Below are 14,389 nucleotides of genomic sequence, written 5' to 3'. Positions count from 1 at the left end.
GAGCTAGTTGTCGAACAACTGAGGATGTGCTCTTCCGCGCGGTTCCAATCCTTTTGGGATCAGAATGCCGCACACCCTCGACCTTTCGGATGTCGGTCCTACTCGATCTCTCCTGCCTCTTCGAGGCCGCCACGCCCCGTGTCCGCGATCATGGAATACGCCCTCGACTGACCATCTCGGACTGATATTCCTTCCCTCGCCGCAACATTCGTCGCTACTGAACAACACCCGGCAGGTGTTGGGTCACCGATTGGCTCTCCCGGCTTGCGCCATCAGATCGCTTCGACGTTGCCTCCACCCTGGGGTGAAGGTTCCGGCTCGGAGTGCATGGGGTACCGGGCCTCCCCGGCGACGGATGTCACCCGCCTTTCACCGGGTCACCCCGGATTATGCGCCATGCCGCTCAAAGATCCACTTGTCAAACAACTTTCGCCTCGAGCTCGACGAGTGGTCGGCGAAAGGCACGAGATGACAGAGTAGGCGGCATTCATGCACAGGGCAAGAGGTTTATCGGTCCAAAATTTGGGCACACACGAAACTCCCATCTACACCGAAGATCTCCTGTGTAAATGGGAGATCTGTGTGCGCCCTCCGCGGGCGCTACACCATCGGGGGGTTCCCATCCAGGGCCAAAGGGCCTACTATCGGTTGTAGTAATAGACGCCGGGCAACCTCGGAGATGAGGCCACATGGCGATATCTGATCGTGCGAAAAGTTAACTGGACGAGGCGGATTCGCGGTATCACCTCGCCGCCGGCATGCGTCGGCAGGTCAACAAGGTCTTCCCGACGCACTGGTCCTTCCTGCTGGGTGAGGTCGCGCTCTACAGCTTCATCATCCTGCTGATCTCCGGCGTCTACCTGACCCTGTTCTTCGACCCGTCGATGAGCGAGGTCATCTACGACGGCGCCTATCAGCCGCTCAACGGCGTGATGATGACCAAGGCCTACGAGACCACCCTGAACATCTCCTTCGAGGTGCGCGGCGGCCTGTTCGTCCGGCAGATCCACCACTGGGCCGCGCTGCTGTTCGCCGCGTCGATCATCATCCACATGCTGCGCATCTTCTTCACCGGCGCCTTCCGGCGTCCGCGTGAGGCCAACTGGATCATCGGCTGCTTCCTGCTGATCCTCGCACTCTTCGAGGGCTTCTTCGGCTACTCGCTCCCCGACGACCTGCTCTCGGGCACCGGCCTCCGCGCGCTCACCGCAGGTGCTCTCGGGTTGCCGGTCGTCGGCACCTGGATTCACTGGGCGCTGTTCGGTGGTAACTTCCCTGGCGAGATCATCATCCCGCGCATCTACGTCCTCCACGTGCTGCTGCTTCCGGGCATCATCCTGGCGCTGATCGGCGCGCACCTCGCGCTGGTCTGGTACCAGAAGCACACCCAGTTCCCCGGCCCCGGCCGCACCGAGAAGAACGTGGTCGGCGTGCGCATCATGCCGGTCTTCGCGGCCAAGGGTGGCGCGATGTTCGCCGTCGTCGTGGGTGTCCTCGCCATGATCGCGGGCATCTTCCAGATCAACCCGGTGTGGGTGCTCGGACCGTACAACCCGGCGCACGTGTCGGCCGGATCGCAGCCCGACATCTACATGATGTGGACCGACGGACTACTCCGACTGATGCCTGCGTGGGAGTTGTATCTCGGCAAATACACTGTGCCCGCGTCGAATTGGGGCGTGCTGGTGATCGGCGCGGTGTTCATCTCGATGATGATCTACCCGTGGATCGAGAAGCGGCTCTCCGGTGACCGCGCACATCACAACCTGCTGCAGCGCCCGCGTGACGTTCCGGTGCGTACCGGCATCGGTGCGATGGCGGTGTCGTTCTACATCATCCTGACGCTGTCGTGCATGAACGACATCATCGCGCTGAAGTTCCACATCTCGCTGAACGCGACGACGTGGATGGGTCGTATCGGCCTGATCGTGGTGCCGCCGCTGGCGCACTTCATCGCCTACCGCTGGGCGTTGGCGCTGCAGCGCAGCGACCGCGCGGTTCTCGCGCACGGCATCGAGACCGGCCTCATCAGACGCCTGCCGCAGGGTGAGTACATCGAGGTGCACCAGCCCCTCGGCCCGGTCCGTCACGATCCTTCTGGGGATCATGGTCACCCGATCCCACTCCCCTACCAGGGCGTGGCCCTGCCCAAGCGCATGAACAAACTCGGCTCCGCCGGTGCACCCGGTACGGGCTCGATACTCACCGCGGACCCGCCGGACCAGCAGCGACGCAACGTCGCGAATGATCACGCCGAACATGCGTCCGAGTTGGCGGCGCTGCGGGGGTTGAACAGCAGCTCAGACACGAGTTGAGTGGTGGGTATGGCCCTGCTCGTCATCGTCACCATCGCGCTCCTGGCGCTCGCCGGGTGGTCGATGTCTGTGCGACGAGCAGGCGCGCCCCGTCGGGATCCGCAATACTTCCTGCTCAGTGCGCTCGTCAACGACGGTGCGTCGTCCGGGACCGATTGGCGCGCCGAACTGATCGAGGAGAAGCATCGGCTGGAATGGCGGGCAGCTCTGCCCGCGTTGGTTGTCGGAGCCACCGCGACGGCGGGTGCCCTCTACATCGTGCTCGGCAGTCTGCAGCCGACGGAGATCCCCGAACTACGTTGGATCACAGCGGAACTCGCGCTGGTGGCGCTGGCATCGATCGTGGTGGCGGCGGGCTGTATCCGTCATGCGGCGAGCGTCGCGGTGCGGGGGTCGCGGTTCAGCGCGTGAATGTTGTTTCGGACATGGTGATCTCGCCGGATTTCGATACGCGTCGGGCGGTTCCTGAGTAGCGAGCTTGCGAGCGTATCGAAGGGCGCAAGCTGGCGCGACGCTACTCAACCAGCAGGGAGTGGCGGTTCGCCCTAGCGGCGCTTGCGATTTCGGCGTCGGGCGCGCAGCTCGACGATCGCGGTCTTGAGTCCGCCGGCGTTGGGCATGCCGGCGAAGCGTCGTTCCGAGGCGGTCTCGGGGGCGTCGTCGGAGGTGGCGATGAGGAAGCGGTCGGGCAGGGCGAGTTTGTTGATGGTGCGCAGTGTCTGCAGGTACTGCACCATCAGTGATCCGGTGGTGTAGGGCAGGTCGTACTTGTCGCACAGATCCTTGATGCGCTCGGCGATCTCGGCGTACCGGTTGCTCGGCAGGTCGGGGTAGAGGTGGTGCTCGATCTGGTAACAGAGGTTGCCGCTGAAGAACGCCATCGCGGGGCCGGCCTTGAAATTCGCGGTGCCCAGCATCTGTCGGAGGTACCACTGACCCGGGGTCTCGTTCTCCAGCGATTCGACGGTGAACTTCTCTGCGCCGTCGGGGAAATGGCCGCAGAAGATCACCACATACGCCCACAGGTTGCGGACGAGGTTGGCGGTCAGATTGGCCGACAGCGTGCGTCGAAAGTTGGGTCCGGACAGCAACGGGAACAGCACGTAGTCCTTGCCGACCTGCTTGGCGGCCTTCTGCAGGAAGACCTTGATCTGCGGGATCGCCACCTCTTTGGGCTTGTCGCCCTTGATGACCTCCTTGAGCTCGAGGTCGTGCAGCGCGATCCCCCACTCGAAGCTCGCGGCCAACATCATGTTGAACAGCGGCTGGAAGAGCCGCCGCGGTTCCCATTCCTCGTCGCGCGTGACGCGCAGGATCTTGTAGCCGACGTCGTGATCCATGCCGACGACGTTGGTGTACTTGTGATGGATGAAGTTGTGCGAGTGCTTCCAGTGCGGAGCCGCACACACCATGTCCCACTCGTAGGTGGTGGAGTGGACCTCGGGATCGTTCATCCAATCCCACTGGCCGTGCATCACGTTGTGGCCGAGCTCCATGTTCTCGATGATCTTCGAGAGCGACAGCGCCGTGGTGCCGAGCAGCCACAGCGACCGCTTGTGACTGCCCAGCAGGGCCAGGCGTCCGACCACTTCGAGCGCACGGTGGGCCAGGATCGTCCGGTGTAGGTAGCGGACATCGCGCTCACCCCGATCCGCTTCGACCTCGCGGCGGAGTGCGTCGAGTTCGGCACCCAACGCCTCCACGTCGGCGTCGGTGAGGTGCGCGTACTCGTTGATGTCAGTGATCGCCATTGGCACCCATTATGCGCGCGTCACACACCCGATCCCAATCTGCGGGATCTGTCCGGCGACACTCAGGCTGCTTCGCGGCGCTCGACGGCGGCGGCCGCGTCGGCGATCCGGCGAGTGCGACGCCCACGACGGCCCTGGGCCAGCGCGGCGATCGCCGACCGCAGACCGCTGCGTCGGCCGGTGGACGGGTCGACGGTCGAGGCCAGGCGGACGCCCTCGGGCAGACCCTCCTTGAAGCGGCGCTCCGACGCGGTCTCGGGTGCGTTGTCGGCGGTCGCCGTCAGGTACTTGTCCGGCAGCGACAGCTTGGCGATGGTGCGCCACGACTTCGCGTACTGCAGCGGGAACGACCCGGTGGTGTAAGGCAGGTCGTACTTCTCGCAGAGCGCGCGCACCCGCACCGAAATCTCGGCCAGCCGGTTGCTCGGCAGATCCGGGTAGATGTGGTGCTCGATCTGGTACGAGAGGTTGCCGGACATGAAGGCCAGCACGGGCCCGGAGTGGAAGTTGGCACTGCCCAGCATCTGCCGCAGGTACCACTCGGGCCGGGTCTCGTTGTCCATGTCGCGCTTGGTGAACTTCTCCGCGCCGTCGGGGAAGTGGCCGCAGAAGATCACGGCGTTGGTCCAGACGTTGCGGATGACGTTGCCCATGATGTTGGCGGTGGCCGCCTTGCGGAACGCATGGCGTCCGCGTCGTAGGTCGCCACGTCCTGCGACGAGTCCCGCGAGCGCCGGGTAGACCACGTAGTCCTTGGCCATCTGCTTGCCGACCTTGGTGCCCACGTCGCGCAGGTCACGCTGGAACTCCGCCTTGGCCTCGGGGGTCTTGCGCTTCTTGCCGAGCTCGAGATGCTGGGCCGCGACACCGTACTCGAAGGCCAGTGCGAGCAGCGTGTTGTAGGCGAGATTGCCCAGGTAGAACGGTCGCCACCGCTGGTCGCGGGTGACGCGCAGCAGGCCGTAACCCACGTCGTCGTCCATACCGAGCACGTTGGTGTACTTGTGATGGATGTAGTTGTGGGTGTGCTTCCAGTGCGCCGACGGGTCGGTGTTGTCCCACTCCCACGTCGTCGAATGCACCTCGGGATCGTTCATCCAATCCCACTGGCCGTGCATCACGTTGTGGCCGAGTTCCATGTTCTCGACGATCTTCGCGACGCCGAGCGTGGCCGCACCGGCCCACCACGCCGACCGCTTGGTGGAACCGAAGATCAGCCCACGGCCAACGAGCTCGAGGCCGCGCTGGAAGCGGATGGTGTTGCGAATGTAGCGAGCGTCGCGCTCACCCCGATCCGCTTCGATGTCGGCCCGAATGGCATCGAGTTCCGCGCCGAGCGCTTCGATGTCCGAGTCGGACAGGTGTGCGTATTCGGGGATGTCGGTGATCGCCATCGAATGTCCCTTCGCCGAGTTCACTTGCGCCTACGTTTCCGTAACTTACGCAATCGTAGGTTGTTCGCGACAAGTGAGTCCAGCGAATCGTTGGGAGAAGATCGGCGGTGTGAGGCGTCACACACTCTCGGGAGATGCGGCGGCGGGCGGCGACCATCGCGAGCATGCATCAGTGCCGTAGATCAGTGCTGCGTGGTGACTCGTACATACGGCGTTGGCCGTTAGTGCCTCGGCCTAATCAACGAGCAGGCGGGAGCGAACACGTTGGTGCTGGTCAGGGGCCCGCCGTCGAACTCCTCGGGTCACGGACCCACCCGCCGACGGCGACGATCATGGAGGCGGGAAGGGTTGGAGGTTGGGCCGGTGGCCAGGATCGGGCCCCTGACGGTGGTCCTCCGGGTATGTCCCGGAAGCGGACGCTGACGGGCCCGATCTCAGTCACCGATTGTCGGCCGTCGCGTTCCGCCGACGGCGACGCCAGGAACATGCACCCACAAAAAGTCGGGGAAGAAACTTCGTCCCCGACCCTTGGTGTCCTCCCCCAGAAAATCGCCCGCTGTCAGCATGGTTGTGAGACAGGTGCTGGTGGTGAGTGCGGGGGATGGAGTAGTGATGAGTGAACCGCAGTCATGGACGACGCCGGGCGGGCGGAACTGTTACACCCTGGCGTTCAAGGTGCAGTTTTTGCAGGACTGGGACCGCTGTGTCGAGTACGGGTCGAAGGCACGGATGTTGCGTGAGCGTGGGGTGTCCGACCGCACGGTACGCGACTGGTTGGGCGCGCGGGCACGCGGCAATTTCGAGGCGGCGATGGTGGCCGAGGCAACGAAGAAAGGGAAGGCGAAGCGGGTGGATAGCCGAGATCGTGCCGAGTTGGCGCGGCTGCGGACCGAGAACGAGCGATTGAAGACCAAGGTCGCTCAGGCCGAAGCTGCCCAGGAGGTGCTGGGAAAAGCATTCGAGCTCTTGGAGGGGATCACCAAGAGCTCGACGGACCCGCAGACCGAGATCCCAGCAGCGTTGATGAGCGCCGAGCAGTACCGCCAATGGCTGCAGCGACAAGGGCTGTCCTGATCGAGACGGTGACCGCGTTGGCCGTGGCGGGTATGGCGGTGACGGTGGCGTGTGTGTTGGTCGGGGTGCCGCGGGCGTCGTATTACCGGGTGGTCAAGGGGTACCGCCACTATGTGCCGGTGGCCCACCCACAACCTCAGGCCGAGCGGGTGCAGCCGGCCGCGTTGAGTGCCGCCGAACGCCACCAGGTGGTCGACGTCTTGTCGATGCCCGAGTTCACCGATCTGTCGGTGCACCAAACTTATTGGCGTGCTTTCGATTCCGGGTTGATCACGTGTAGTGAGAGGACGTTCTACCGGGTGGCGAAGACGGCGAAACTCGTCGGTGATCGCCGGCGCCGTAAACGGTCGGGACCGGGCACCCGCGCGACCCCGCGGATGCAGGCGAGCGGTCCGGGCCAGTTGTGGTCCTGGGATGCCACCGAGCTGCGGGGCATCGGCCGGCAGCGGTTCAAGCTGCTGTTGGTGATCGATGTGTTCTCCCGGTTCCCGGTGGCCTGGAAGATCGTGCCCGAGGAAAACAAGAAGGCGGCGATCGCGATGTTCAAAGATGCGTTCACCCGCTACGGGCCACCCACGATGTTGCACGCCGACAACGGGGCGGTCATGCGCTCACACGACCTGCTCGACGCTCTCGAGGAAGCCGGGGTGATCGCGTCGTTCTCGAGGCCGCGGGTCAGTGATGACAACCCGTTCTCCGAGTCGCTGTTCAAGACCGTCAAATACGACCTGAACTGCCCCGAGCGCTTCGAGGACATCGATCACGCCCGGGAGTGGACCGCGGGTTTCCTGGGCCGCTACGCCTACGAGCACCGCCACAGCGGGCTGGGCTGCTACACCCCTGCCTCGGTGTTCGACGGCAGTTTCGTCGAGGTCCAAGCACGCCGCCAGGCCCTCCTGGACCAGGCCCACGCCGCCCACCCCGAACGCTTCCGGCAACCACCGAAAGCATCCGTGGTCCCCGCGATCGTCGGGATCAACCACAAACCACACAAACCGAGAAAAGACCCAATCAAGGACCTGTCTCAGGCAGGTTGACAAATTCCGAAATCGTGGGGGACGACTATGAAACCCGGGGAAGAAACTCTTCCCCTAGAGATTTTGCGGGCACGACGCTATCGTGTTTCCCCAGTTCAGAAAGCGGTCGCCGAATCGAGTCAGCGCCAGTCGTGGAAGAGCTCGTAGCCCACGAGGTCCTCGAAGATGCCGTCCGAGCGGGCGGCGAGATGCTGCGTACCGAACTCGCGGAAGCCGCACGCCTCGGCGAGCTTGCGGCTGCCCGCATTGCTGGCGGCCGCGAAGAGAGTGAGACGTCGCAGGCCGATGATGTCGAAGATGTGGTCGACGGCCGCGGCCATGCCCTCCCGCAACACGCCTTTGCCGCGTGCTTCGGGATGGGTGTAGAAACCGATCTCGGCGCCGGTCACCTCGTTGATCTCGAAAATCGACACGTCACCGAAGTACTCGTCGGTGTCCTTGTCGGCGACCGCCCACGTGCACGTATGTCCACACGCGGCGGTCCACCACTTGCGGATGCGTTCGGCGGCGGCGTGTTCGTCGAGTAGCGGGTCAGGTCGGGCGAAGAGGTACTTGCGTGAATCCGCGTCGTCGAGCGTCTCCCGGATACGCGGGTCGTCTTTCTCCTCGAGCGGCCGAAGCCGAAACCGCTCGGTGTCGAAAGTGTCTGCGTGCCAAGTGGTTTTGGGCTCGCGATCGTCGTCCTTGCGCAGCGACCCCATCCACGCCGCATGCGGTTCGCCGCGAAGTTCCACACCGTCGGGGATGGACGCGTCGAGCCGGAATCCGCACGCGTGGGCGACGCGCAGCGCGTCGATGTTGCCGGCCAGCGACGTCCAGCGCACCACTTCCTTGCCGGCCTCGCTGAAGGCATGGTCGACGGCGAGCGAGACGGCACGACGCATGATGCCCCAGCCGCGCGCGTCGGGGTGGAGGTCGAAGCTGAGCTGGGCGAGAACGCCCTCACCGGCGAGGTCGACGGTGCCGGCGAACCGACCGTCGACGTCCACCGCCCACACCATCTCGCTGCCCGACGCCCAGCACTGTGGCGCGTACTCCAGCGCGAATCGCTCGGCAGCCGACCGTCCGTATGGGGCAGGGATGGGAGTCCAACGGATTTTCGCCTGATCAGCGGCCAATTCGACCATGCGATCTATGTCGGCGGGAACATGCGAGCGCAGTGTCACCTCACCGTCCGTGAGGACCGGCACTTGCGATTCCTGTGATTTGGCAATCTCGGCACGCATCGAATCCACCCTATCCCCTCGGGTACGGATGGGCAGGCTGGATCGGAATGTTGCAGGTCAGATGACCGACTGAGTGGTCAGACGTCGAGCGTGCAGTCCCCAGCGGCCGCGCTCACGCAGGTCTGGATGCGCTCCCCCTCCACGTGTTCGACGCCCGACCGCAGGTCGCGCACGCAACCCTTCTCGACCATCACCACGCAGCTCTGACAGATACCCATCCGGCATCCGAACGGCATGATCGCGCCGGCGGACTCCCCTGCCTCCAGCAGGGTCGTCGCACCGTCGGCCTCGACGGTCTTGCCCGATCGGGCGAACGTCACCGTGCCGCCCTGCGCGCCGACGTGGCCGCGCTCCAAGGCGAAGCGTTCGATGTGCAGGTGGTCGGCGACATCCGCGTCGTCGTACATCTGGGCCAGGACTTCGAGGAACCCACCCGGGCCGCACGCCCATGCCTGGCGCTCGGCCCAGTCCGGACACAGCTGCGCGAGACGCACCGCGTCGACCTTCCCGTCGGTCCGGGTGTGCTGGACGTGCAGGTCGACGGTGCCGTCGTCTGCCATCTCGGCGAGTTCATCGGCGAAGAGTAGATCGTCGGCGGTCGGAGTCGAGTGGATGAGGCGAATATCGGTGCGCTGCTTGCGATGTCGCACCATTCGCAGCATCGAGATGATCGGCGTGATGCCGCTGCCCGCGGTGGCGAACAGGATCTTCTCCGGCAGCGGGTCGGGCAGGACGAACTCGCCCTGTGGTGCCGCGAGTCGCACGACGGTCCCTGGGGTGAGGCCGTTGACCAGGTGCGACGACAGGAATCCCTCCGGCATCGCCTTGACCGTGATCGAGATGGTCTTGTCCGACGCCGAAGTGTGCGGGGTCGAGGTGAGCGAGTACGACCGCCACGTCCAACGGCCCTCCATCAGCACGCCGATGCCGATGTACTGGCCGGGCGCGTAGTCGAACGAGAAGCCCCAGCCTGGTCGGATCGCGATGGTCGCGGTGTCCTCGGTCTCCCGGGTGACCGACTCGACCTTGCCGCGCAACTCGCGCGCCGACCAGAGCGGATTGGCCAGGTGCAGATAGTCGTCGGGCAACAACGGCGTGGTGATCCGCGTGAATGCCGCGCGCGCCCAGTGCGCCGCACGACTACGTGCCGCGACGTCTGCGACCGGCTCCTCGAATCGCTCCAGAAAACCCATGGGTAAACCATAACCTACGGAACCGTAGGTTAGCGATCCTGGTGCGTGGGATATCTACAACAGTTCGAGGAGGAACGGCAGTTCTTGCGTCGCGTACCAGGCGAGATCGAAATCCTCGACATCTCCGACGGCGAGCTCCGCGTCGAGGTCGCCCATGTCGGCGGCGTCGATGACCACCACGGCAGCGCGGACCTTGTCCTCGGCGTCGGCCCCGTCGACGTGCACCGACGCGATCGCCGACAGCGGTACGGGTCCGGAGATCTTCACGACGGCGTCGTCGAGGTCGGGGCGCAGCTTCACGTCGGCGACGTCGACGGCCACCACCGCCCGACGCGGCGGAAGGCGTGGGGTGTCACCGGGTTTGGTGGTCGACGCGTCGTCGGCGAGTTCGGCGTCGGCCTCGGTGTCACCGGGTTCGGATGTCTCGCCGGCAAGGAGTCGCAACGATGCCCGGGCGGCCTCGCGCATGGCCGCCTCCGCGAGTTCCTCATCGTCGCCGGAGAGATAGGACTCACGCAACGCGGGCGTCAACGCGAAACCCGTTCCGCCCAGAGCGCGGAACTCCCCCGTCTCGTTGAGCTCCATCAACATCGTCAGCGTGGCGGGCAGGTACACCCTCATCGGCGGTCAGCTCCTTGTTCTTGCGCACGGTCAACGATTCGGGACGCACGGTCAACGATTCGGGACGCACGGTCAACGGTCACGTGGTGGAGGCCAGTTCGTCGTAGGATTCGGCGACGTAGTCGGCCATGGCCGGGAGGTCGCCGATGACGCCGCGGTCGGACATGAAACCGAACTGCAGGTTGTCGCCGTACTCCACGATGCTGATGGCCAACGCGCGCTGAGTGACCAGCATCGGGACGGCGTACATCTCCTGCACGCGATGCCCGAGTAGGAAGCGGTCGGCGATCGGGGCCGACCCCATCGCGATCGGCACGTTGTACGCGCGGCTGTTGAGCGATCGGAATGCGCGCGAACTGAACTCCGGGAACGGCACCACGCCCAGTTCGGGGAAGAGCGGTCGGGGTCCGCGGCTCACCCGCCGCGACGACTGTGCGAACCGATTCGCCAACCCGGCCACCTGCGCCAACCGAACCGCCGGATTCGCTTCTCCCACCGGCAGATCCGTCACAAAGCTGGGTTTCCCGACGGATATCCACCCGGGATCGGTGTCAATCTGGCGCTCCACACCGGGGTCGCGTGCGGAGAGCGGGACCACCACGCGGACGGTGTCGGAGATCGACGCCGCGGGGTCGAAGGACAGCAACCACCGGCGCATCACCCCCGACACGATCGCCAGCTCGACGTCGTTCACCGTGCACCCGTAGCGCTGCGCCACCTTTGCGCAGCCGCGCCGCGACACCGACGCCGTGGTGAACATCCGCGTCGAGGTTCCGCCGTTGTTCAGCGGGCTGCTCGGCGCCGAATCGGTGAGTTGCTGCACGAGCGCGCCCATCCGTCGCACCGACGTTCCCGCCGCCGTTCTCGCCTCGGAGATGAGCCCGTTGCCGTTCACGACGGTGTCGACGAGATCGCCCGGACGCGACAGCGCCTCGGCCAGCGCGCCGACGAACAGCCGCGTGCCACCCGGCGGCGACCCCGGCATCCACAGTTCCTCGGGCAGCCGCACCGACTCGGGCCCCTCGTCGCAGATGACCTCGCTGATCTCGTTGCCGCCGTCGTCGTCGAGCAGGCAGCGGTGCGATTTGGTGAGGATCGCGAGCTTGCCGTCGGCGAGCCCTTCGATGAGGTACATCTCCCACAGCGGTCGGGTGCGGTCGAGTGGTCGCGACATCACCCTGGCGATGAGGTCGGCGAGGTCGGCAGGACCACCCGGACGTGGCAGGCCCGAGCGTCGGATGTGGAAGTTGATGTCGAAGTCGCGGTCGTCGATCCACACCGGGCGCGCCAGCCCGAGTGTCACCTCACGCACCACCTGCCGATACCGGGGCACGAGTTGCAGCCGGTTCTCCACCAGCGTGACCAGATTCGAGTAGTCCAGCGCCGGGCGGGGCGGGTGTGATGCGTCGGCGTCGTCAGACGTTGCGGTCTCGCGCTCCGGCGTCACGATGAGCAACGCACCGAGGTGGGTGGTCGTGCGCGACTCGTCCAGGAAGTAGAACATCGCGTCGCGCGGAGAGAGACGGTTCACCACCTGCCTGATCCTAGTAGGTCGCCAGGTTGCAACCCGGTGCAACCGTTGCGGGGCCGTCGACGTGCGGGTGTGCTCGATGTACCGCCGCCGGACATCGGCGTCCGGCATCGACGCGGTGATCACCGAAGGAGTTGCCATGCGCGCGGCACGCTATTACGACCGGGGAGACATCCGCATCGAGGACATCGCCGAGCCGGAGGTGGTACCCGGGACGGTCGGGATCGACGTCGCATGGTGCGGCATCTGTGGCACCGACCTACACGAGTACTCCGACGGCCCCATTTTCATCCCGCCGGCCGGGCATCCGCAGCCCATCAGCCATGAGAGCGCGCCGGTGACGCTCGGTCATGAGATGTCGGGTGTGGTCTACGCCGTCGGTGATGGGGTGGACGGCGTCGTGGTCGGCGATCACGTGGTGGTGGAGCCGTACATCATCCGCGACGATGTCGACACCGGACCCCACAGCCACGACTATCACCTGTCGGCAGACATGAACTTCATCGGGCTCGGCGGTTGCGGTGGTGGTCTCGCGGAGAAGATCGTCGTCAAAGAGCGCTGGGTACACCGCGTTTCGAAGAAGGTGCCGCTCGATCAGGCGGCTCTCATCGAACCGCTGTCGGTCGGGTTCCACGCGTTTGCGCGCAGTGGCGCCTCCGCCGGCGACACCGCGCTCATCACCGGCGCCGGCCCGATCGGACTGCTCACCGCGGCGGTCTGCAAGGCCGAAGGGCTCACCACCGTCATCAGCGAGCCCAGTTCGTTGCGGCGCCAAAAGGCCTTGGACACCAAGGTCGCCGATCATGTCGTCGATCCCACGGCCGATGACGTCGTCGCGCGCGTCAACGAACTCACCGAAGGGCACGGAGCCGACGTCGGTTTCGAATGCACTTCAGTCCAGCCCGCACTCGACACGCTGTTCGACGCGTTGAAGCCGACCGGAGTGCTGGTGGTCGTGTCGATCTGGGGCCATCCCGGCAGCGTCGAGATGCAGAAGCTGGTGCTCAAGGAGATCGACATGCGCGGGACGATCGCCTACGTCAACAGCCATCCCGCCGTCATCGACCTCGTGGAGAGCGGCAAGGTGGATCTCGCACCGTTCGTGACCGGCCGCATCGGGCTCGACCACCTCATCGACGAGGGATTCGAGACGCTGATCCACCACAACGAGACGGCCGTGAAGATCCTGGTGTCGCCGTCGGGTGCGGGTCTGTGAGTGGGCCACTCACGCAAGCGTGAACTCGACCAGCTGCCAGCGGTATTCGACCTTTCCGAGCCGGCCTGGCTGCGTGGGCCCGTTGGACCGAAGGCGGCACGGTAGTCGCTGAGCGCGGCCGGCGAATGCGCGGACCCGACCGCCGACGGCGAAGGAACCGAACACCTCTGCCGTGCTTGTGTCACGCAACTGCACATGGACCCGTTGCAACGCCGTCCCGACGGTGGGATCGGAAGATCGGAGCACGTTGTGGCGCAAGAGAACCGACACCTGCTCCACGATCGCGGGCGATACCATGCCGCCCAGCTGAGCGATACCGCGTCGGCGGTCGATCACCTCGAAGATCATCCGCGCGGACAGAATGGCGAACTGTCTGGCCTCCCGGGTCGCCGTCACCATCGCGCTGCGGGCGGGCGCAGCGGGTTTGGGTCGAGCGGGTTTGGGTCGACGGACCGGTGCGTCGACGACGCCGACCATCGCTCCGGTGTGCTCGTACGGGGGTGCCGGCTGAATGCGGATTCGGGTCTCCATACAAGATCGGACGCAGCAGGTACCGATCCGGTTCCCTCTTCTGCGAAAAAACCTCAGAGATTCCCCGACGCGGCGATTACCCGCGGGCGAGAGGACATCGTCGGCTCACCAGCCCTTCGAGGCCCTCGGCTGGCGCCTCGGGCACCTCAGGGAGCGGAAGACACACCTCAGGAGCGAAAGTCACCTCAGGGAGCGGACGGCACCTCAGGAGCGGTGGAGGCTTCGCGGCTCAGAGCCAGGTGGTCAGCGCTTCTTGCGGGACTTCGGCGGCTTGGGTCGGCTGCTCTTGGCGTTCGCGCGGGCGGCGGCACGACGTTCGCGCCGGCTCGCGGATTCGACCGCGGGATCGGCGAGTTCCTCGTCCTCGGAATGGATCTCGGTTCCGCCGCCCTCGCTGGGTCCGGAGAAGGTCATCGGGACATCGTCGTTCTCGGCCGCGCTGGCCCGCAGAGCGGCGGGCGCCTTCTTGCTAAGGTCCGGTGCTGCGGTACCCGATTCGG

General features: G+C 65.4%; 13 protein-coding genes. 5 read left to right on the top strand and 8 right to left on the bottom strand.

Features of this window, described 5'->3' with window-relative positions; translation table 11 throughout:
• Window positions 1-758: 758 nt before the first annotated feature.
• Together ABZW74_RS15505 and ABZW74_RS15500 are read left to right on the top strand one after the other, a co-directional pair.
• Window positions 759-2,315 (top strand): cytochrome bc complex cytochrome b subunit, encoded by a 1,557-nt coding sequence (locus tag ABZW74_RS15505; protein ID WP_355277312.1) that lies wholly within the window; start codon window positions 759-761, stop codon window positions 2,313-2,315.
• A 9-nt stretch (window positions 2,316-2,324) separates the two neighbouring features.
• Complete coding sequence (locus tag ABZW74_RS15500; protein ID WP_240856756.1) at window positions 2,325-2,726, top strand: hypothetical protein; 402 nt, start codon at window positions 2,325-2,327, stop codon at window positions 2,724-2,726.
• Window positions 2,727-2,860: 134 nt separating this feature from the next.
• Here ABZW74_RS15500 and ABZW74_RS15495 read toward each other — a convergent pair whose 3' ends face one another.
• Entirely contained in the window at window positions 2,861-4,066 is a 1,206-nt protein-coding gene (locus tag ABZW74_RS15495) for a fatty acid desaturase (protein ID WP_355277310.1), read from the bottom strand.
• Window positions 4,067-4,128: 62 nt separating this feature from the next.
• Window positions 4,129-5,460 (bottom strand): fatty acid desaturase, encoded by a 1,332-nt coding sequence (locus tag ABZW74_RS15490; RefSeq protein ID WP_240856754.1) that lies wholly within the window; start codon window positions 5,458-5,460, stop codon window positions 4,129-4,131.
• Window positions 5,461-6,072: 612 nt separating this feature from the next.
• Between ABZW74_RS15490 and ABZW74_RS15485 the strand changes: the two genes are divergently transcribed.
• Both ABZW74_RS15485 and ABZW74_RS15480 read left to right on the top strand, forming a co-directional pair.
• Complete coding sequence (locus ABZW74_RS15485; protein ID WP_355277307.1) at window positions 6,073-6,534, top strand: hypothetical protein; 462 nt, start codon at window positions 6,073-6,075, stop codon at window positions 6,532-6,534.
• A complete protein-coding gene (locus ABZW74_RS15480) occupies window positions 6,507-7,571 on the top strand; it encodes a DDE-type integrase/transposase/recombinase (protein WP_355277304.1) in 1,065 nt (354 codons plus the stop codon). Before ABZW74_RS15485 ends, ABZW74_RS15480 begins: the two co-directional genes overlap by 28 nt.
• Before the next feature lie 119 nt (window positions 7,572-7,690).
• Here the strand turns inward: ABZW74_RS15480 and ABZW74_RS15475 are convergent, their stop codons facing one another.
• From ABZW74_RS15475 to ABZW74_RS15460, 4 genes are all read right to left on the bottom strand, one after another.
• Window positions 7,691-8,797 (bottom strand): GNAT family N-acetyltransferase, encoded by a 1,107-nt coding sequence (locus tag ABZW74_RS15475; RefSeq protein WP_355277301.1) that lies wholly within the window; start codon window positions 8,795-8,797, stop codon window positions 7,691-7,693.
• Between the two features lie 77 nt (window positions 8,798-8,874).
• On the bottom strand, window positions 8,875-9,990 hold the full coding sequence (locus ABZW74_RS15470) for a ferredoxin reductase (protein ID WP_240856752.1): 1,116 nt from the start codon (window positions 9,988-9,990) through the stop codon (window positions 8,875-8,877).
• 54 nt (window positions 9,991-10,044) lie between these two features.
• Complete coding sequence (locus ABZW74_RS15465; RefSeq protein WP_355277299.1) at window positions 10,045-10,611, bottom strand: hypothetical protein; 567 nt, start codon at window positions 10,609-10,611, stop codon at window positions 10,045-10,047.
• Between the two features lie 79 nt (window positions 10,612-10,690).
• The gene (locus tag ABZW74_RS15460; protein WP_355277296.1) at window positions 10,691-12,145 is read right to left on the bottom strand and encodes a wax ester/triacylglycerol synthase domain-containing protein; all 1,455 of its coding nucleotides are present in this window, start codon (window positions 12,143-12,145) and stop codon (window positions 10,691-10,693) included.
• A gap of 136 nt (window positions 12,146-12,281) precedes the next feature.
• On the opposite strand from ABZW74_RS15460, the gene ABZW74_RS15455 reads away from it, so the two are divergent.
• Window positions 12,282-13,358: a 2,3-butanediol dehydrogenase gene (locus ABZW74_RS15455; protein ID WP_355277346.1), complete on the top strand. Its 1,077-nt coding sequence runs from the start codon at window positions 12,282-12,284 to the stop codon at window positions 13,356-13,358.
• Window positions 13,359-13,367: 9 nt separating this feature from the next.
• On the opposite strand, the gene ABZW74_RS15450 is transcribed toward ABZW74_RS15455, so the two are convergent.
• Window positions 13,368-13,889, bottom strand: a complete 522-nt coding sequence (locus ABZW74_RS15450; RefSeq protein ID WP_355277294.1) for an Rv3235 family protein — start codon at window positions 13,887-13,889, stop codon at window positions 13,368-13,370.
• A gap of 243 nt (window positions 13,890-14,132) precedes the next feature.
• The coding region (locus ABZW74_RS15445) for a hypothetical protein (protein ID WP_355277291.1) at window positions 14,133-14,389 on the bottom strand (257 nt) is incomplete at its 5' end.

This window comes from Gordonia sp. NPDC003585 (assembly GCF_040610755.1).
Classification (GTDB): Bacteria; Actinomycetota; Actinomycetes; order Mycobacteriales; family Mycobacteriaceae; genus Gordonia.
Note: the sequence above shows the minus strand (reverse complement) of the source record. Positions and strands in the feature narration are given on the sequence as shown.